Consider the following 19,670-nt stretch of genomic DNA (forward strand, 5'->3'; position numbering starts at 1 on the left):
GTTTATATATGTACTTGACCCCAGCAGGAATCGAACCTGCAACTAGCCCTTAGGAGGGGCTCGTTATATCCATTTAACTATGAGGTCATCGGGGGCGCCCATTTTAATAAATTTAAAAAAATAATACCATTTAAATAATGAAAAATTTTGTATTATGTGTAAACATGATACAATTAAAAAATCAATAATCTGAATTTTGTTTAGTTGAAAATCCTATGAAAAAAAGAATAATTGGTATGCTGTTCTCTGTTATGGCGCTAACAAGTTGCGCTTCATATGATCCTGAAAGCAATTCATACAGTGATCCTTTATCTGGATTCAATAAAGCAATGTTTAATGTTAACTATTATGCATTAGATCCGTATGTTTTGCGTCCAGCTGCTGTCGTTTGGAAAGATTATGTACCAACACCACTTCGTAAAGGTGTCGTGAACTTTTCTTCTAACCTTTCTGAACCTGCTTCGATGGTGAATAATCTTTTACAAGGAAATGTCCACCAAGCCGGAAAACACTTAGCACGATTCTTTTTAAACACTGTTTTTGGTGTTGCAGGATTATTTGATGTTGCCAGTTTAGCTGACCCACAATTACAAAAAGGCAATAGGCATACTTTTGGTGATGTGCTTGGTCACTACGACGTACCGTATGGTCCATATGTGGTTTTACCTTTCTATGGTTCAGCAACGCTTAGAGAGGAAGGCGGTGCCTTAGTTGATACGCTTTATCCACCTTTAGCTTGGTTAAATTGGAAATGGGCATTAGTACGAGGCGTGTTCGACGGAATTGAGGCTCGTGCGGTGGCGATTGAATACGAAGATCTGATTAAAAACAGTGACGATCCTTATAACTTTATGCGTAATGCTTATTTCCAACGAAATGATTTTATTGCTTCTGGCGGTAAAGTCGATGAAAAGAAACAGCAACAACGTGAAGAAAGCATCAATAGTTTTATTAATGATATCGATTCACAATAACTTGTTTTATTATGATTTATAGATAAAAAAACCGCTGCTTCAATAGCGGTTTTTTATTTGCCTTTCATTTCAGGTAAATTGTGCCAAAACCGTTTTGGCATCTGTTGACGTTGTAATTTAGGATTTTCTCTTTCTTTGATAGATAAAGCATTAAAGTAACGATGCCATAGGGTTTGAAATAGTTGTTCATCTTTCGTTAAAAACCGTTGATTGACTTTGTTATCTACGATCAACTCCTCATGATCAACAAGTGAAATTTTTTCAAGTCTTTCGAGATCATAAAAGTAGCCATATTTACGTTTTTCATCATAAATCGCCCATTTCTGATCGGCATAACGATCTTTAAAAAAATCTAAGACTAAAGGCAATGCGTTATAGATAGGAGCAATAACCGAAAAATAGATCTTTTCATTTTGTCCGTCATTTGTGTTATCAATTGGGTTTTCAATAGTATTGAAACGAACAAATTGCATTAAATGATGCCGTTCCCGACTTACTTTTTTAGCAATGTCGTGAACGGTTAGTACATCAGGATCACCAAAATCCGTTTCAATAGGATGTTTTGATTTGAAAACTTTACAGATATAACGAAAAATAATTAAATCACTTTCTGGTAATTCAGAAAGCCAAACATATTTTAATTGATTAAGCGCAACGTGAGATAACTTTTTCTTCAAAGCTACTTGAACCCGTTCATGTTTACTATTACGTACTTCCACATGATGCGTATCGGATACTAAAAAAGGCACAAGATCATTATGCGCCAACAAACAATCGGGCATCTTTTTTTGCGCAAACGCATCAAACACTGCGCATAGCAATCCTTCAAAACTTTTATCATATTGAAAAGCTAACATGATTTACCAACCCATCACTAATTGCTGAGGAATATTATCATTTTTGACTTCAAGCAACGGTTTTTCTTGCAAGGAAAGCCGAATATACTCCTCGGATGAGTCTAATAATTTAAATTTTCGCATTTCATGGCAAATAATAAAAAATTGGGCTCTTTTTAGAACAACGCCTATTCGTTTTAAGGCTTCTAAATTTAATTTACGATGTCGCCTAGCTAAAACAATTAATTTTGCTGATTTAACACCAATACCCGGTACCCGTAAAATTTTTTGATAACTATCACGGTTTATATCTACTGGAAAGAATTGGGGATTTCGAATAGCCCACGCCAGTTTAGGATCAACAGTTAAATCAAGATCAGGATATTGATCATTGACAATTTCGTCGACACTAAAATCGTAGAATCGTAATAACCAATCAGCTTGATAAAGGCGATTTTCTCGCACTCTTGGTACTTCTTGCAATACGGGTAATCTTTTATCATAACCATTAACAGGAATAAACCCTGAATAATAAACACGCTTCATGCTTGGTCGTTTATAGAGTTTAGCCGTTAGTTGTAAAATCTGGCTGTCAGTCTCATCTGTCGCCCCAATAATGACTTGAGTGCTTTGCCCTGCTGGTACAAATTTTGGCGTAGATTTAATTTTTTTTCGATCTTCTATGTTTTCAAGTAAGTTTTGATGAATATGGCGCATTGGTTGATAAATGCTTTGATGATCTTTATCGGGCGCTAATAACTTTAGATTTTTTTCTGTCGGGATCTCTAAGTTAACACTCATTCGATCAACCAACAAACCAGCCTGAACAATAAGATCATTACTGGCACCTGGAATGGCTTTCATGTGGATATAGCCATTAAATCCATGTTCATTACGTAATATTTTTACCACTCTAATCATTTTTTCCATCGTATGATCAGGGCTTCTGACAATGCCAGAACTTAAGAAAAGTCCTTCAATATAGTTACGACGATAAAATTCAATGGTTAAATCAGCTAATTCTTTAGGCGTAAATCCAGCTCTGGGAATATCATTGCTTTGGCGATTTATACAATAAGCACAATCAAACATGCAATAGTTAGTTAACATGATTTTAAGCAAAGAGACACAACGCCCATCAGCAGTGAATGAATGACATATTCCACAACGATGAGCACTGCCAATCCCTTTATTTTTATTAGTTCGAGATGAGCCACTTGAAGCACAAGAAATATCATACTTTGCTGATTCAGCTAATATTTCAAGCTTTGATATCATCTTTTCATTCATTGCCAACCCTTTTATACTGTATAAATAAACAGTATTATACTAATCACTTTTTAATTAGCAAGTAAATAAACAATCAGAAAAGTGTAATTTTAGGTACTTAACAAAGTATGAGGTTTATTGTTAATAAAACATAATAATTAATATAATTTAAAGGATAATTGATATATTTTTTACTTTCGAAATTACTCGATTTAATATTATAAATAAAATAGCTTCGTTAGGTATTGTTCAGCTTACAAGTGTACGCTATAATCACATCAATTTTTCTTATGAAGCCAGTTAATTTAGGAGCAGAATATTACATGAAACGAGTTGTTATTACCGGATTAGGTATTCTTTCGAGTATTGGGAACAATACTAAAGAGGTTTTAGAATCATTAAAAGTGGGTCGTAGTGGAATCACTTTTTCTCAAGAAATGAAAGATAGCGGAATGCGAAGCCATGTTTGCGGTAATGTTAAATTAGATACTACTGGACTTATCGATCGCAAAATCGTGCGCTTTATGAATGATGCTTCTATCTATGGTTATCTTGCTCTACAACAAGCTATTGACGATGCAAAATTGACTCCTGAACAAGTCTCAAATCCTCGAACTGGTTTAATTGCGGGCTATGGTGGTTCAACCAAAACTCAATATAACGTCGTTGCAGGTATGAAAGAAAAGGGATTACGTGGCGTAGGGCCTTATGCTGTGACAAAATCAATGTCATCAGCAATTTCAGCTTGTTTAGCAACACCATTTAAAATCAAAGGGATTAGCTATTCTATGACGTCAGCTTGTGCAACGTCTGTACATTGTATTGGTCATGCTGCTGAGCTGATTCAACTCGGTAAACAAGATATTGTTTTTGCCGGTGGTGGTGAAGAACTTTGTTGGGAAATGTCATGTGAATTTGATGCAATGGGTGCGTTATCAACTAAATACAATGATACACCTGAAAAAGCATCTCGTGCTTATGATGCCAACCGTGATGGATTTGTGATTGCCGGCGGTGCTGGTATGGTTGTAGTTGAAGAGTTAGAGCATGCACTTGCTCGTGGTGCCCATATCTATGGTGAACTGGTTGGTTATGCTGCTACATCTGACGGTTATGACATGGTAGCCCCATCTGGTGAAGGTGCAATGCGTTGTATGCAACTTGCGATCCAAGATTTAGATGTGCCTGTTGATTATATCAATACACACGGTACCTCAACTCCTGTTGGTGACGTTAAAGAGCTATGGGCTATCAAGCAAGTATTTGGTGATAATATCCCGGCGATTTCATCCACTAAATCAATGACGGGTCACTCGTTAAGTGCGACAGGTGCACAAGAATTAATTTATTCATTATTAATGTTAGAACATGGCTTTATTACGCCAAGTATTAACATTGATGAACTGGATGAAGCCGCTATTGGCATGAACATTATCACTGAACCAACCGAGCGTGAATTAACGACAGTCATGTCGAATAGCTTTGGATTTGGTGGGACTAATGCTTCAATTGTCATGAAAAAATATAAAGCTTAGTCTAGTGTTTTAGTTAAATAAAAACCGTTCTCTTTGGAACGGTTTTTTATTCACGTTCAAAAATATCGCAAACATTCATTTTATAAACATCCTATTTTTCATTGGTTAACTAATTAATGCGTTACGTTAACCTGACTTTTTTTGAATCAAATTGTAATCAATAAATCTCGCAGATACTTTTATCTCTTTTACAATACGATGATTTTTAGAGAAAATAAAATAATTTTACTTTTTCGATTAGGTTAATCGTATAGATTTCTTCTTAGTTATTCTGACTATTTTTATTCCACTTGTTTAATCAAACCTTATGGCAACCATATTAATTAATTGAATAGCAATAACAAAAAGCAGAGCATTGCTCTACTTTTTTAACGTGTTATTTTTTGAATGAATAGCGTTAAAATTGCCGATGCAATCAGTGATAGCACCATAAATAAAAAACCACTTTGGTATCCACCATCTGATTTTTCAATTAAAAAACCGATGATAAAGGGTGAAATGATTCCGGCAACTTGTCCGCCAAAATTAACGATACTGGAAGCTTTACCCATAATGACCGTTGGAATAAGTTGCATTAACATTCCCCAAAAAATAGCAAAGGCAATAAACATAAACAACGCTGAAATACATTGAAAAGCAATGGCTGCATCAAGATTTTCAACGTTAAACATAAGAAATAAAAAACTAGCAGATAAGATTGCGGTAACACCATAAATAATTTTGAGTCGTTGTACAAATTTATCGGCAAGATAGCCACCGATCAAGGTACCTACTGCACCAAATAAAAATGGGATAGCGGCCCATATCCCAGTCTTAGATAACGATAATCCTCTTGCTTCCAGTAAATAACTGGGTAACCAAGTCGTAAATCCCCAAAAAGTAATATCAAATAAAAACCAAATTAGCGACAGCTTCCATAATAAAGGCATTTTCAACACATCCGCTAGCGACTGGCTATTATTGCGCAAATTGACGTTATGATTAGGGGGATTAAAATTGTCATTGCATTCTTGTAGTTCATGCAGTTCTTCAGGCTTGATTAAGGGATTTTCAGCAGGATGATTCTGTATCAAACGGTAGATAAGATAACCTAATACTAATCCGGGCAGGCTCAACAGAATGAAAACGGCACGCCAACCTAACCATTCGATAATTGTCACCGCAACGATGACCGAAATAGCAGGCCCTAATGTATTGACAGAAGATTGAATCGCAGTGGCTCGACCTCGTTCTTTAGTAGGAAAATAAGTGGCAATGGTTTTCCATGATGAAGCAGGAAACCCGCCTTCTCCTAGACCAAACAGAAATCTGACTAATAACATTAAAGGCAGAATATAGATTAAACCTGTGAAAAAAGTAAAAACTGACCACCAAACGATGGCGAATGCCATGACTTTACGGGATCCAAATCTATCGGATAAATACCCGCCCGGTATTTGAAAAAGGGCATAACCAATAAAAAAAGCACTGATAATTGATGCTTGTTCTATTTTATCCAACCCTAAATCGTCACCAATAAAGGGAAGCGATACATTCATCACCATTCGATCGAGAAATGATACTAACCAAGCAGACCATAATAACAACAGGACACTATAACGACCTTTCCACTTTTTAGGATGATATCCCGATGTCGGCTCTTTATTTGTTAAGATACTCATAGAATTTCCTTAAGTATAATTAGGCTATTGTCCTCCATCACTCAAATCAATGAGCAACGAATCACAACGCTTTTAGACGCTAATTTGATAATCTGCTTTTATTGCAACCAATAACAACTAACTTACTTTTCGATATAAATGGTGTATCTAATACTTTTAATAGTTATAAGATCAGCTCACCTTAGTGAGCTTTATAACGATGACGAAATATTACGAATTTTGATAAATGTTCCAGGCAGCTTGAAGACCAGCACCTTGTATGGTTTTAAAGCCAAGACGGTTTAACACGGCTTCAAATGCGGTCAAGGTTTGTAAAACACACTGTTTTCTGGCGTTATATCCCATTGTGCCAATGCGCCAAACATTCCCTTTGAGTGGGCCAAAAGATGCCCCTATTTCGATACCGAAATCATTCAGCATTAGGTTACGAACTTGTTGGTCGTCGATATTTTCAGGACGCATAACCCCAACCACATTATTCATTTTGTATTTAAGATCGCCAAAAAGTTTAAGCCCCATCGCTTGCAAACCTGCGACCATTGCCTTGCCATTAATACGATGTCGTTCAATAACATTATCTAGTCCTTCTTGTAACACAATACGGGCACACTCTCTTGCGGCGTAAAGCATCGAAGTTGCTTCTGTGTGATGATTAATGCGTTCCGCCCCCCAATAGCGGATGATCATATCGATGTCAAAATAGTTAGAATAGATGATTTCGTCATTACCACTGGTATCACCCTCTGCACGAATGCCTAATTCAACGCATTTGCGAGCTTGAATAACGTCGACCATTGCCGGGCTTAAGGTTAATGGTGCAACACCCGGTGGGCCACTTAAACATTTTTGTAAACTGACTGATACCCCATCGAGTTGCCATTTATCCACTTCCAAAGTATTACCGACGATTGAAGCAGTCGCATCAACATACGACAACACACCATGTCGGCGACAAATTTCACCGATTTTATCAAGCGGTTGAAGTAACGTTGTCGAAGTATCGCCCTGAACACAAAGTAATAATCTCGGTTTCACTTTTTTGATCGCATCTTCAATCACATTAGGATCAAACACTTCACCCCATGGTACTTCAATCGTGTGGACTTGTGCCCGACAACGATGGGCAATCTCGCATAGCAATAATCCAAACCGACCAAAAACCGGTACCAAAACTTTATCACCTGGACGAATAGTTGAGATTAAAACCGCTTCAATCCCTGCTCGTGCTGTGCCATCAATCACAAAAGTTTGCTCATTGGTGGTTTTGAAAATATCTCGATACAGTGCCATTGTTTGATTCATATAATCCGTCATAACTGGATCAAATTGACCAATTAATGGCGCAGCCATAGCACGGGTCACTCTTGGATCGGCATTAATTGGCCCCGGTCCCATGAGTAAACGCATTGGCGGATTAATTTGATCATACTTATCTAGGTCTAACATATTATTTTTCCTTTATTAATATCAAATTTGTTAATTAACAATGTCTACTTTAAGAACGAATTGGATTACCTTTTTTTATCAATATTTTTTAAAAAACGAAGCGCAATAGGATGATGATATTTAAACAAATTGACGATTTCATTCATCACTTTACCCATATTCGATTTTTTCCATGCTAACGAAAGTGGTGAGGGTTTGCGTTCATTAATCACTTTGCATTCAATTAATTCCCCCGTGTCCAAATAGGGTTGACACAAAGAGCGAGGCAAAAATCCAATACCAAGCCCTTTTAAATGACAAGCCAATTTAGTTGAAATATCCGGTACGATGATTTCGGTCTGACTTGGCAATAACCATGCCACACGTTTATTCATGTGAATAGAGGTGTCTTCAACATTGATTGCAGGATATTTACGCAATGCATCATTTGATAAAGGACTATCTATACGAGTGATAGGATGATGCTTAGCAGCTACAAATGCCCAAGTTATTTCGCCTAATGGAAAGATATTAATCATATTATCTAGTGATTCCGTGCCTGTTGCCCCAATAGCAAGATGACATTCTCCATGTAACAATGAATCCCACACCCCCATATAAACTTGCCTATTAATCGTAAAATGGGTAAAAGGAAATTTTTCCAGTAGATAATCTAGCAGTTCTGTAATAGCATCGCTGTCATATAATAGGTTATTAATGGTTAGATTGACTCTACGTTCAACGCCATCACGAATTTGTTGTAACTCTTCGGGCATTGAATTTAACCATAATAACCACTGACTACAATGCTCATAAAGGTGTTGACCGGCAAGCGTAAGTGAAACGGTTCGAGTGGTTCGTTCAAATAGCTGAGTGTTGAGTTCAGCTTCTAATGATTTTATTCGATAGCTAATTGCGGCTGGGGTTTTATATAATAACTTTGCGGCTTTAGAAAAACTGTTACACTCAACAACTTTAGTAAATGTGCGCATGGTTTCTGTATCTAACATACTTCAATCCCTTATGACAAAACGATCGATACCAAGCCAAATACCAAGCAACAGATCAGCCCCTGAAGTATGACCATAATTTGATATCTCAGCCAAAGATCGATGTTGATATTTTTGTTGATTGAGTGCGGTTATAACTTGCAGTACTTGTAATGAAAATCTTCCTTGCAGGGCATGACGTAAAAAAGTCGCACTAATAGTTGTCGTTAAAGAATCCAGATCAAGCTTAAGTATGGCACGTTGTAACAAGTTACATCGGCGATAAAAACGCTGATCACTTAATAGTACTGCAATAATGCCAATCAAAATATCATCAAAGCTGGGGGTTAATCCTGCTCCTAGACCAATAAAAGGGGTAATATCATCAGAATATCCATTTAATAATGCGTCAATTTTGTCACAAAACTGGCACAATTCAGGCGCCCTTTCTTCAGTAATATTTTGTCTTAACTCGCCAAACAATCCTGTAGGATTATCGATCTGCTTGAATAATTGAGCAACTCCATTTTTATCATAAATGGTAAGCGGATAAGGAAGTAATTGCAAAGAGCAGATGTGTGTTTTCGCACTAATTTGAATATGTCCGATAATTAAGTCACCCGTTGCTAATTGTTCGATTGGTTTATGACGTTGAGTTAGTGTCTGTTTGATTAAATCAAATTGAGCACTTTTTAGTACCCAACCCATTGGCGACAAACCGTGACCATAACGGTGTAAAGTGATAAGTTGCTTTGCATTATTAATCAGATTAATGGTATGTTCATGCAGACTAAATAGTGTTAAATCACTCACAGTAAATGGTACATGGGCACTTTTAAGCAATGGCTTTATAGATTGCGTAATACGTTTTGATGTATGGCAAAGTCCCTGCCGATTAAAATCGGCAGAGAATGGTGATAGCCATTGCTGATTTTCAGCTTGTTTATCGGTACGATGACAATCGGCAAGTTCCTGATTCATAAATTACACTTTCAATTTTATCGCTAATGCCTCAAGCGCTTTTTCAAAACAGGCTAACGGCGCACGCACCGTTCCTGCACCAATTTGACCCACACCTGCTTGTTTATGGGCAATTCCTGTATTAATTAAGGGCGTAATACCGGTTTCTACAATCAGACGAAGATCTAATCCCATACAACATCCTTGAAAGTTCCAAGACGGTATTTGTAGTTGCATATTATGTTCTAAAAAGATTTCGCTCATCTCTTCTGATACTTCATATGCAACATCCGCACCACCTGCGCCAACAAAACGGGTTACCCCTGGTGCAGCAACCATTGCTGCCCCACCAATACCAAATGTTTCAGTAATTGCACTATCACCAATATCGGGGTTCGCATCCTTTTGGGAGTATCCGGTAAAGAAAAGTCCTTGTGGTGTGTTAACGGGTGCAGTAAACCATTCATCACCCAGTCCACTGACTTTAATGCCAAAATCTTTACCATTACGTGTCATCGCAGTAATAATGGTGCCTGCTTGGATCTGTGCTGCGCTATCCATAACTGATTTACAATATGCCATGGCTAAATTCAAAAAGAATTGGTCGGTGACACTTAAAAAATCAAAAATCTTCGCCATTTCTTCTTTACTACGATTAAGCAGAGCTAATTTAGGTGATAAGGTACGAAGTAATAATGCCGATGCAGCAATATTGCGTTGATGAAACTCATCCCCCATTGAAATGGCTTGAGCCATCAGTGCGGTTAAGTCGATTCCTTTTTCAAATAATTTTAATGCTTCGTTAAGTGCCGGTGCTAATGACGTTTTCATCCAGTGATGACGATTTAACACCTCTTGCCCATAAGCACCAAAACGCATGACTTTTCCAATACCTTCATTCAAATTGCAGTAAGCCCGGTTGTCATGAGTAATATTTTCAACCACAACAACAGGCATATTTGCCGAAGTAATCCCACCCATAGGGCCAACAGCATGAACCGAATGACAAGGTATAAATTCCACTTTACCTGTCGTTAGCAAAGCTAGTGCCTGTTCTTCATTTTGCGCCCAGCCTTCAAATAAACAGGCACCAATACAGGCACCTTGCATTGGTCCAGTCATGTCCTGCCATATAATCGGTGGGCCTGCATGTAATAATTTGTAACCTTGTGCCAAAGTCGGGATCGCTTCTTTAGCAGCAATAACACCAACCCAATGCGGTCTTGCCGCTTTAATTATTTCAATAATGGCCCGATTTGCTTCATTAATTGATGAGTTCATTGTTACAACCTCTTAGTTTAATTTTTTCAAAATAGCCGCTAATTTTTGATTGCCACCAGCTATCGGTGCCCATTGATAATGCACCACAGGAATATTTGATGATTGCAGATCTTCAGCAAAACTCCGCAAACCGGCATTAATCACACTGATATGATCAAGTAAAGGGTAAGGTTTTAAGCAATCAATCTTATTTGCTGGCGTAATTAATTTTGTGGCTAATAAAATGGCTTCGGGTAAATTATCCATTACGGTAATACCTGCCGATTGAAGTGCTGCAATTTGCTTACTACGACATTGTGGATCGGATTCAGATCCTGTCACCGTGGCAATAGCAATTAAGGGATGATGAGAAGATCGTTGAGCGATAGCCTTGTTGTAACCTGAGATTATTGATTCAGCCGGATTCGCATTTGCGCCATAGCCTATGACCAGATCCAGTAACAATACCCCCACCCCTGTTTGCTCGCCCAATTGTGCTATTGCATGTTCACGTATGGATGGGTCAATCATGGGATGTGGGCGCCCAACGGTATAAAAGTCATCGCCCAGATCGATAATTTTATGACCTTGCTGATTGAACATGATACCTTTGTCGTGGTTATCACTGAGCAAAAGATTGAGTTGATTAGCCAGCAACATTGCGGCTTCCGATGCTAATGTACCACCGGTATATAATCCCATAATGGTTTGATGAGCCACACTAGGCAACGTGCTCATTGCACTTTCAACTTTGGCTAATAAACAAGCTAATCTAGCTGCTTCATCTAACGTACTGGCAAAAAAGATATTATCGTCTTGCCGTTTATCAATACGGGAACCTAAAAAGAGCGCCACAATAGGTTTAGCTATTTGCTTCATTGCATTAATCACTTTTATACGGACACTTTCTGCTGGCGGTTTAGAAATAAAAGTAATGACTTGCGTTTGCTTATCAGCCGCTAGCATAGTTAATGAGGTTAATGCGCTAATCCCCCCTACTGCTTGCGATAAATCACGTCCGCCAAGTCCAATTGCTTGTGTAATTCCCTGATTGAGTAATGCAATTTGTGAAATCACTTCTTGAATGCCGGTTCCCGATGCCCCAATCACCCCAATGTTACCCTTGGGTATCACGTTAGAAAATGCCAATGGCGCCCCAGCGATGATTGCCGTTCCACAATCCGGCCCCATGACAATAAGATCTTTTGCTGCTGCGCTTTTTTTCAAACGGATTTCATCTTCAAGCGACACATTATCGGAAAATATCATGACATTTTTATTTTCATCTAACGCTTGTTCTGCCAATTCTGCTGCATATTCACCGGCAATTGAAATAAGCACCAAATTAGCATCAGGCAGTTTTCGATTAGCGGTTGCCAAACGTCTTGCTTTTAGTAATTTACTGCCCCCTTGCTGTTGCTGAGCAATATTTTTTAAAGCTTCTTCAAGTTGGGAACGAATTAAATCTATAGCATCGGTAGCATCATCATGCGTTTTAATTGCTACACAGATATCATTGGGCGTTGCTTGATTGAAAGTATCACTCCAAAACCCCGTGGCTACAAGCAATGACTTATTGGCTGGTGTTCCCATCATAACGGAAACTTCATCGACTTCTTCAAGGTTACTCAGCTTTTTAGATATCAACATGAGGCTAACAGAATCCTGAAAACTACCTTTTTTTATGAAAGATTGAATCATGAGAATTGGACCTCTCAGTTATTAAATTATTGTAATAAATGCTGTAATGGTAATTGGAAATAAATAGATATGCGCTTGCTAGATGTTAAAAGACATTTTCATTGACGCGATAAATTATCCTACTCAGTCATACCCTACTATCCGCTTTGAATCTGTTTTACAACAACAATATTGCGTTAACCTATTAAATCTAACTATCAGACTATATTTATATATTACGTAAAAAAAACGGAATAAATAGGTCATAAGTCACAAAACAATCATCTGCATCATTAAATAAATATGAATATAATCATGAAGATAAATTATTATTAAAAAATTTTTTATAATAATAACCCATTAATTTAATTAAATTTTATAAATCTAAAATAGTTAGTTTGATCACATTATTCTCTGCTATTAATAGATAGTCTAAACGGCAAATAAACAATTATCGAATTTGTTCCAGAACTAAAAACCTAATTAAAAACGAGTAGTTAAAAAGAGTTAAAGCAATTTTTCTAAACGAATAGTTAATGACAGGTAAATGCTTATGAATATCTTGTATGATGATGTGGCTAATGCAGTTAAATGGATATCAAGTTTTGGAGGGCTTGAACAAGGCGGTACCACCCGACTGCTATATACACCAGAATGGCTGGCCGCCCAAAATGCCTTAAAAGACAAAATGACGCAAATCGGTATGGAAAGCGACTTTGATGAAATAGGCAATCTTTATGGACGATTCAAAGGTAGCAAATATCCGGATGAAGTCATTATGTCTGGGTCGCATGTTGATACCGTTGTTAACGGTGGCAAACTTGACGGGCAACTTGGTATTATTGCTGCGTTACTTGCCATGCAATACTTACATCAACATTATGGTCAACCATTACGAACTCTAGAACTCATCTCAATGGCAGAAGAAGAAGGTAGCCGTTTTCCGTATGTTTTTTGGGGAAGTAAAAATGTATTTGCCATTGCCGATCATCGTGATGTTAATGAGATTGAAGATAGTGACGGAATCAAATTTGTTGATGCCATGAAAGCATGTGGATTTAATTTCAAAACTCAGCCTGCACGCAACGACATTAAAGCTTTTCTAGAAATTCATATCGAACAAGGTGGCGTGCTTGAAAAAGAACAAAAAAGTATCGGTGTGGTGACAAGTATAGTTGGTCAGCGCCGTTATAACATCCGCTTAATTGGCGAAGCTAACCATGCCGGCACAACACCAATGGGTTATCGTAAAGACGCAGTTTATGCCTTTAGTCAAATCTGTTATCAATCAATTAATAAAGCCATAAAAGTGGGTGATCCCTTAGTCCTGACTTTTGGGCACGTTGAACCTAAACCGAATGTTGTAAACGTCGTGCCGGGTGAAGTGCTATTCACGATGGATTGTCGACATACCAATAAAGCGGAACTCGTCGCCTTCACCGAAGAGATTGAAGCGGATATGATTCGCATCGCCAATCAACTTAATCTTGAGATCGAAATCAATCGCTGGATGGATGAAGATCCCATTCCTATGGACACTAAATTAATTCATCTGCTAGAAGAAATCTGTGATCAAGAAGGATTAAGTTATCGGGTAATGCATAGCGGTGCAGGTCATGACTCACAGATTTTCGCGCCTCGTGTTCCAACAGCAATGCTATTTGTGCCGAGTATAAAAGGCATTAGTCACAATATTGCCGAAGATACCAAAACCGAAGATTTAGTTGAAGGCATTAAAGCGCTCACTTATGCCCTATATAAACTAGCTTATCAAGAGTAAGAGGAATCAATATGACCACGACAGAAAAAACAGGCGGTATTCAATATTGGCATAAAATCGTCGTATTATTATGTCTGGGTTGGACAGTGATGTGGATCTATCGCCCTGTGCTAACCGCTATCTTTCCTGAAGTTCAACAAACTATAGGCCCTCAATCCAATACGGAACTTGGACTTATTGCAAGTTGCTATTTTTTTGCTTACACCGCTATGCAAATTCCGGCTGGCATTCTTGTCGATCGATTCGGTAAAAAAGCCGTGGTGATTCCGGGATTTTTACTCTTTACCATAGCGGTATTAATCATTGGTAATGCACATTCAATTATGATGATTTATGTCGGTAGCCTATTGGCTGGATTAGGATGTGGCTCTTATTATGGATCAGCTTGGTCACTTTCTGCTGAAAACATTCCTTCGCAACATCGCGGTTTTGCTTCTGCCATTATTAATACTGGTTCAGCATTAGGAATGGGGATCAGTCTGCTTGCCACCAGCTTTTTGGTCAAATCATGGGGAATGCCTTGGGAATATATGCTATATATCATTGCAGCCTTATTACTTTGTTTAGTGGCAGGGTTTGCCCTGATTATTAAGGAAACGCCAAAACAAAAACAAAATCAAAGTCAATCATCGTCAGCAAAAGAAGCGGTCACATCCGCTGACGAACCGAACGCCAAACACCGATTTTTTAGTAGTCAAATGGTGGCTTCTTATATTATGTATTTTGCAACCTGCTATGGGTATTACATGATAGTCAGTTGGTTACCTAACTTTCTCGAAACCGAGCGTGGCTTTACGGGTGGAAACATTGGATCTGCATCGTCATTGGTTGCCTTTGCTGCCATACCCGGGGCGTTAATCATCAGTAAAATATCAGATAAATACCAAAATAAACGGCTGTTTTTCATTATTGTACTTGAGTTAATTGCAGCAGCGACCCTGTTAACGACCGTACAAGCAACAACCATCACGTTATTGCTAAGTGGGCTCATTTTTTATGGACTGTTTGGTAAATTGGCAGTAGAGCCTATCCTCATCTCACACGTGGCTGATACAGCACCGAAAACAAATTATGGCACTTCGTTTGGAGTATTTAACTTTTTTGGTATGAGTTCATCGGTAATTGCTCCGCCATTAACCGGTTATTTAGCTGATCTGACCGGAACAAAAATGACAGGATTTTACGTGGCAATTGGCATTTTAATTATCGCTACCTTGCTCTTTTTCCTGATCAACATGCGTAAACATATCACCAATTAACAAATCAATCATTGCCGATCCATTGCGGTAGTCGGCAATTACTATATTGCTTTAAAACGATGCTGTTTTACAGGCTAGTTGCCTTTTACCCTAAAAAAACGAACAGCAAAGTATAAGATTATTATTTTTCAAGGAGATAAATATGGGGTACTTCAATCACAATACTGGTTATCCAAAAGATTTGCTGGCTTCCAGAGCCATCATCAAACGACAAAATTATGCGCTTATTCCACCTGATGGATTAGTCAAAAATGTCATTCCAGGATTCGAAAATTGTGATATCACTATCTTATCGACACCTAAGTTAGGTGCATCCTTCGTAGATTATCTTGTCACCATGCATCAAGACGCAAAAAATGTACAAGGTTTTGGCAGTGAAGGGATTGAACTTTTTGTTTATGTCATTAGTGGAGATATTACCGCCACCGCAGATAGCCAATCGTTTAGATTAAAGACTGGTGGCTATTTATATTGTCCTGCTGGGGTAAAATTATATCTACACAATCATGCCGAAAGTTCACGATTATTTCTCTACAAAAGACGTTATATCCCCTTAGCAGATTATCAAACTCGCATTATTTCCAATCACGTTCAGCAGTTAGAAAGCTTAAATTATGAAAATATGGATAACGTATTTATCCAAGACTTATTACCTAAAGAACTTGGATTTGATATGAATTTCCATATTTTAACCTTCAATCCCGGCGCCAGTCATGGTTACATTGAAACCCATGTCCAAGAACATGGTGCTTATCTGCTAAGTGGTGAAGGGATGTACCTACTTGATAATGAATGGATCCCCGTTAAAAAAGATGACTATATTTTTATGGGTGCCTATGCCTTACAAGCCTGTTATGCCGTTGGTAAAGTGCCTTTAAGTTATATCTATTCTAAAGATTGTCATCGAGACGTTGCTATCTAATCAATCAATAATAAGAAAACGTAAACTTAAAAACGGATAAATCCGTTAACTTTAACAAATGATCAAGGAAACCATATGGAACTGATTGTCATTGCTTTAGGTGGTAATGCAATTGCCAAACGAAATGAACCTTTATCGGTTGAGAATCAATATCAAAATATTCATTCTACAACCAAATTAATTGCTAAATTAGCAGGTAAATATCGATTAGTCATTGTACATGGTAATGGTCCGCAAGTGGGACTTTTAGCCTTGCAAAATGCAGCTTATTCAAAGATACCGGCTTATCCGCTTGATATATTAGTTGCGCAAACTCAAGGCATGCTAGGATATATGATAGGTCAAAGTTTACAGCAACAACCTAATGTTACCCAGGTGGTCACGTTACTTACGCAAGTGGAAGTTGATAAATGTGATCCTTCGTTTACTCACCCGACAAAATTTATCGGGCCTGTCTATCCACCCGAACAACAAAATCAACTCAAACAACAATATGGTTGGATATTTAAACAAGATGGTCAATACATTCGACGGGTAGTCCCCTCCCCTAAACCCAAAAAAATTTTGGAAATTGCAACCATTCAAAAATTGCTGAATGACAATACTATCGTGATCTGTAATGGAGGTGGTGGTATTCCTGTTATCAGCATTGACCATGGCTACCAAGGAGTGGAAGCGGTCATTGATAAAGATCTGTCTGCGGCGCAATTAGCCATACAGCTACAAGCTGATCACCTAATGATATTAACCGATGCTGATGCCGTTTATGAAAACTGGGGGACACCACAACAAAAAGCACTTGATCATGTTGATACTGAACGCCTAAAACCTCTTGCTATCGATGATGGTGCCATTGGTCCTAAAGTCAAATCCGTCATTGAATTTGTCGAAAAAACAGGGAATACAGCTTATATCGGTACCCTAACAGATATTGAATCCTTATTAAAAGGTCAAAAAGGTACCGTAATAAAAAAGCATTCCGTGAATAAATAGAATCCATTCAGAGGAGTACAAACATGAGAGTAGACCGAAAAACATTACATAATTTAATTGCGAAAAAACTACATAAAGCAGGATTAAGCAAAGAGCATGCTGATATTGCTGCCGATGCACTAGCCTTTGCTGATGCAAGGGGAATACACTCACATGGAGCGGTAAGAGTTGAATACTATTCTGAGCGGATAGCCAAAGGTGGCATGACCACAAACCCCAATATAACCTATAAAGAAACCGGGCCAGCTAGTGCGATTCTCGATTTTGATAATGGATGTGGTTTGGTTGGCGCAAAAATTGGTATGGATAAAGCGATTGAACTAGCCAAAAAAAATGGCGTTGCCGTTGTCGGTATTCGACGCATGTCACACAGTGGTTCATTATGTTATTTTACCGAAATGGCAGCCGCTCATAATCTTGTTGCTATCTCAATGTGTCAATCTGATCCGATGGCAGTACCTTTTGGCGGTGCCGAAGAATTTTTTGGCACTAATCCTATCGCCTTTGCCGCCCCTTCTGCTGATGAAAGAGTCGTATCATTTGATATGGCAACGACTGTACAAGCTTGGGGTAAAGTATTGTATGCTCGCTCTAAAGGTGCAGCAATCCCCCCTACTTGGGCTGTTGATGAGCAAGGTGAAGCCACTACCGATCCTTATAAAGTCAATGCCTTATTACCTATTGCAGATGCAAAAGGATATGGATTAATGATGATGGTTGATGTGTTATCCGGAATTTTGCTTGGTGTACCATTTGGTAAAAACGTGTCTTCGATGTATGCCGATTTATCCAAAGGACGTGATCTAGGGCATTTACATATTGTCATTAACCCAGAATACTTTGTTGGGCTTGAAGTATTCAAAAAAAGCATGTCTGCGATGTTAGATCAATTGAAACAGGTAAAACCCGCAAAAGGCAATAGTGAAGTATTCTTCCCTGGTGAAAGAGGAAAAAAACGGGAAGCAGATTATATTAAAAATGGGATCGAAATCGTGGATGATATTTATCAATATTTGATTAGCGATGATGTTCACTTTGATCGTTACGATCACAAAAATAAATTTGCAGAATAATAAGGGTTGATCATTAAGAGTGATTACAAGCTAAAAATAACCTTTTATAGTTGCATTATAATAGTTAAGTATAGAATTTATTGATTTTGTTGATGATGTATCCCTGTGTATACAGGGAACACTCTGTTAATGAGCGCAGTTATTTTTTCCTCCGCGGTTTATCCCTGTGTATACAGGGAACACGCCCTAAAAGCCCCACCAAACGCAGTCGCATCACGGTTTATCCCTGTGTATTCAGGGAACACAAACATTAATTGAGGCTGAAACTATCAGAACTCGGTTTATCCCTGTGTATACAGGAAACACTAATTATAACCTATTGTTTATTAATTAAAATAGCAAAGTGTAAAATTCCACCAACTTTTTTGTTGTTTTTTTAGGCGATCTGCTTTGTTAGCCATCTAAAATAGAATTAAATATTTATCATATAGTTAGTTACTTTCCAAATGCTATTTTAGGCATTTCATCTTTTTACAACTTTCTTGCGTACCAGCCTATTTTTGCCTACAGCCTGACTTGTCTTGTTTCGTTAATTGGTCATGACTAATTGCCATGTATTATCTTCCTTTTGTGCCCTCGCCTTATTTTTACTTAACTAGTGGGCTATCACATTAATTCACTTAGCAAATTTAAGCGATAAATAATCAGTTAGTGTTTAAAAGTATGTTCAATAATTTTACGGATGAAGGGGTTGTACTTTAGCAACTAAATACACGGCCGCTATATTTTCAATCGTTTAAAAATTAACAATTGATGATTAAACCGAACATAAAGAAATTATACCCAGATTAAAAGAGCCAGAAATAAATTCATTATTCTGACTTTTATCGGTTATTGCTTGTGCAACACCATTTGATTAATGATTTATAATTAGAATTTGTTTGTTGAAATTTAAAAAATAACGGGCAATTATTTCTAATAAATTGCGCATTTGTTTCCAAAAAAAGAAAAAAAAGCTTGTCGCCTGTTAAAAAATAATCTATCCTAAAAAAATGGTTTTATATAAAAATGCAAAATAAAACCATAAAATGCAAAATGTTAGCTTTAAATCGTC

Annotated in this window: 15 protein-coding genes and 1 tRNA gene; 7 read left to right on the forward strand and 9 right to left on the reverse strand. The window is 37.7% G+C overall.

The window, feature by feature from the left end:
* Positions 1 to 15 precede the first annotated feature (15 nt).
* Positions 16 to 87: transfer RNA gene (locus J3U36_RS07285), tRNA-Arg, on the reverse strand.
* Positions 88 to 215: 128 nt separating this feature from the next.
* Here J3U36_RS07285 and J3U36_RS07290 point away from each other — a divergent pair.
* Positions 216 to 974 (forward strand): MlaA family lipoprotein, encoded by a 759-nt coding sequence (locus J3U36_RS07290; protein ID WP_267360146.1) that lies wholly within the window; start codon positions 216 to 218, stop codon positions 972 to 974.
* 53 nt (positions 975 to 1,027) lie between these two features.
* On the opposite strand, the gene J3U36_RS07295 is transcribed toward J3U36_RS07290, so the two are convergent.
* Together J3U36_RS07295 and J3U36_RS07300 are read right to left on the reverse strand one after the other, a co-directional pair.
* Positions 1,028 to 1,831 (reverse strand): TIGR03915 family putative DNA repair protein, encoded by an 804-nt coding sequence (locus J3U36_RS07295; RefSeq protein WP_267380471.1) that lies wholly within the window; start codon positions 1,829 to 1,831, stop codon positions 1,028 to 1,030.
* A 3-nt stretch (positions 1,832 to 1,834) separates the two neighbouring features.
* Positions 1,835 to 3,100, reverse strand: coding sequence for a putative DNA modification/repair radical SAM protein (locus J3U36_RS07300; protein WP_267380470.1), 1,266 nt, complete (start codon positions 3,098 to 3,100; stop codon positions 1,835 to 1,837).
* A 302-nt stretch (positions 3,101 to 3,402) separates the two neighbouring features.
* Here J3U36_RS07300 and fabB point away from each other — a divergent pair, with 302 nt between their 5' ends.
* Positions 3,403 to 4,614, forward strand: coding sequence for a beta-ketoacyl-ACP synthase I (fabB, locus tag J3U36_RS07305; RefSeq protein ID WP_065559433.1), 1,212 nt, complete (start codon positions 3,403 to 3,405; stop codon positions 4,612 to 4,614).
* Positions 4,615 to 4,982: 368 nt separating this feature from the next.
* Here the strand turns inward: fabB and J3U36_RS07310 are convergent, their stop codons facing one another.
* From J3U36_RS07310 to fdrA, 6 genes are all read right to left on the reverse strand, one after another.
* Positions 4,983 to 6,275 (reverse strand): MFS transporter, encoded by a 1,293-nt coding sequence (locus J3U36_RS07310; RefSeq protein WP_267380468.1) that lies wholly within the window; start codon positions 6,273 to 6,275, stop codon positions 4,983 to 4,985.
* A gap of 210 nt (positions 6,276 to 6,485) precedes the next feature.
* Positions 6,486 to 7,721, reverse strand: coding sequence for a pyridoxal-phosphate-dependent aminotransferase family protein (locus J3U36_RS07315; protein ID WP_267380466.1), 1,236 nt, complete (start codon positions 7,719 to 7,721; stop codon positions 6,486 to 6,488).
* Between the two features lie 65 nt (positions 7,722 to 7,786).
* On the reverse strand, positions 7,787 to 8,710 hold the full coding sequence (gene allS / locus J3U36_RS07320; protein ID WP_267380465.1) for an HTH-type transcriptional activator AllS: 924 nt from the start codon (positions 8,708 to 8,710) through the stop codon (positions 7,787 to 7,789).
* A 3-nt stretch (positions 8,711 to 8,713) separates the two neighbouring features.
* Positions 8,714 to 9,670 (reverse strand): DUF2877 domain-containing protein, encoded by a 957-nt coding sequence (locus J3U36_RS07325; RefSeq protein ID WP_267380464.1) that lies wholly within the window; start codon positions 9,668 to 9,670, stop codon positions 8,714 to 8,716.
* Between the two features lie 3 nt (positions 9,671 to 9,673).
* The gene (locus J3U36_RS07330; RefSeq protein ID WP_267380463.1) at positions 9,674 to 10,930 is read right to left on the reverse strand and encodes a DUF1116 domain-containing protein; all 1,257 of its coding nucleotides are present in this window, start codon (positions 10,928 to 10,930) and stop codon (positions 9,674 to 9,676) included.
* A 12-nt stretch (positions 10,931 to 10,942) separates the two neighbouring features.
* On the reverse strand, positions 10,943 to 12,610 hold the full coding sequence (gene fdrA / locus J3U36_RS07335; RefSeq protein ID WP_267380462.1) for an acyl-CoA synthetase FdrA: 1,668 nt from the start codon (positions 12,608 to 12,610) through the stop codon (positions 10,943 to 10,945).
* A gap of 532 nt (positions 12,611 to 13,142) precedes the next feature.
* Between fdrA and allC the strand changes: the two genes are divergently transcribed.
* The 5 genes from allC to allD all read left to right on the forward strand — a co-directional run bounded on the left by allC (position 13,143) and on the right by allD (position 18,616).
* Complete coding sequence (allC, locus tag J3U36_RS07340) at positions 13,143 to 14,369, forward strand: allantoate deiminase (RefSeq protein WP_267380460.1); 1,227 nt, start codon at positions 13,143 to 13,145, stop codon at positions 14,367 to 14,369.
* A gap of 11 nt (positions 14,370 to 14,380) precedes the next feature.
* Positions 14,381 to 15,628: an MFS transporter gene (locus J3U36_RS07345; RefSeq protein WP_267380458.1), complete on the forward strand. Its 1,248-nt coding sequence runs from the start codon at positions 14,381 to 14,383 to the stop codon at positions 15,626 to 15,628.
* Positions 15,629 to 15,770: 142 nt separating this feature from the next.
* A complete protein-coding gene (gene allE, locus J3U36_RS07350) occupies positions 15,771 to 16,550 on the forward strand; it encodes a (S)-ureidoglycine aminohydrolase (RefSeq protein ID WP_267380456.1) in 780 nt (259 codons plus the stop codon).
* 75 nt (positions 16,551 to 16,625) lie between these two features.
* Entirely contained in the window at positions 16,626 to 17,543 is a 918-nt protein-coding gene (locus tag J3U36_RS07355; protein WP_267380454.1) for a carbamate kinase, read from the forward strand.
* Positions 17,544 to 17,566: 23 nt separating this feature from the next.
* A complete protein-coding gene (gene allD / locus J3U36_RS07360; protein ID WP_267380453.1) occupies positions 17,567 to 18,616 on the forward strand; it encodes an ureidoglycolate dehydrogenase in 1,050 nt (349 codons plus the stop codon).
* Positions 18,617 to 19,670 lie beyond the last annotated feature (1,054 nt).

The sequence above is a fragment of the Gilliamella sp. B3817 genome, from assembly GCF_026536705.1.
Lineage (GTDB): Bacteria > Pseudomonadota > Gammaproteobacteria > Enterobacterales > Orbaceae > Gilliamella > Gilliamella apicola_I.

What these genes read in the sequence shown, in the direction of transcription:
- J3U36_RS07345 (WP_267380458.1), top strand. Translation starts at nt 14,381, where the DNA reads ATGACCACGACAGAAAAAACAGGCGGTATTCAATATTGGCATAAAATC.
- J3U36_RS07355 (WP_267380454.1), top strand. Translation starts at nt 16,626, where the DNA reads ATGGAACTGATTGTCATTGCTTTAGGTGGTAATGCAATTGCCAAACGA.
- fabB (WP_065559433.1), top strand. Translation starts at nt 3,403, where the DNA reads ATGAAACGAGTTGTTATTACCGGATTAGGTATTCTTTCGAGTATTGGG.
- J3U36_RS07315 (WP_267380466.1), bottom strand. Translation starts at nt 7,721, where the DNA reads ATGTTAGACCTAGATAAGTATGATCAAATTAATCCGCCAATGCGTTTA.
- J3U36_RS07300 (WP_267380470.1), bottom strand. Translation starts at nt 3,100, where the DNA reads ATGAATGAAAAGATGATATCAAAGCTTGAAATATTAGCTGAATCAGCA.
- allC (WP_267380460.1), top strand. Translation starts at nt 13,143, where the DNA reads ATGAATATCTTGTATGATGATGTGGCTAATGCAGTTAAATGGATATCA.
- J3U36_RS07310 (WP_267380468.1), bottom strand. Translation starts at nt 6,275, where the DNA reads ATGAGTATCTTAACAAATAAAGAGCCGACATCGGGATATCATCCTAAA.
- J3U36_RS07325 (WP_267380464.1), bottom strand. Translation starts at nt 9,670, where the DNA reads ATGAATCAGGAACTTGCCGATTGTCATCGTACCGATAAACAAGCTGAA.
- allE (WP_267380456.1), top strand. Translation starts at nt 15,771, where the DNA reads ATGGGGTACTTCAATCACAATACTGGTTATCCAAAAGATTTGCTGGCT.
- fdrA (WP_267380462.1), bottom strand. Translation starts at nt 12,610, where the DNA reads ATGATTCAATCTTTCATAAAAAAAGGTAGTTTTCAGGATTCTGTTAGC.
- J3U36_RS07290 (WP_267360146.1), top strand. Translation starts at nt 216, where the DNA reads ATGAAAAAAAGAATAATTGGTATGCTGTTCTCTGTTATGGCGCTAACA.
- J3U36_RS07295 (WP_267380471.1), bottom strand. Translation starts at nt 1,831, where the DNA reads ATGTTAGCTTTTCAATATGATAAAAGTTTTGAAGGATTGCTATGCGCA.
- allD (WP_267380453.1), top strand. Translation starts at nt 17,567, where the DNA reads ATGAGAGTAGACCGAAAAACATTACATAATTTAATTGCGAAAAAACTA.
- J3U36_RS07330 (WP_267380463.1), bottom strand. Translation starts at nt 10,930, where the DNA reads ATGAACTCATCAATTAATGAAGCAAATCGGGCCATTATTGAAATAATT.
- allS (WP_267380465.1), bottom strand. Translation starts at nt 8,710, where the DNA reads ATGTTAGATACAGAAACCATGCGCACATTTACTAAAGTTGTTGAGTGT.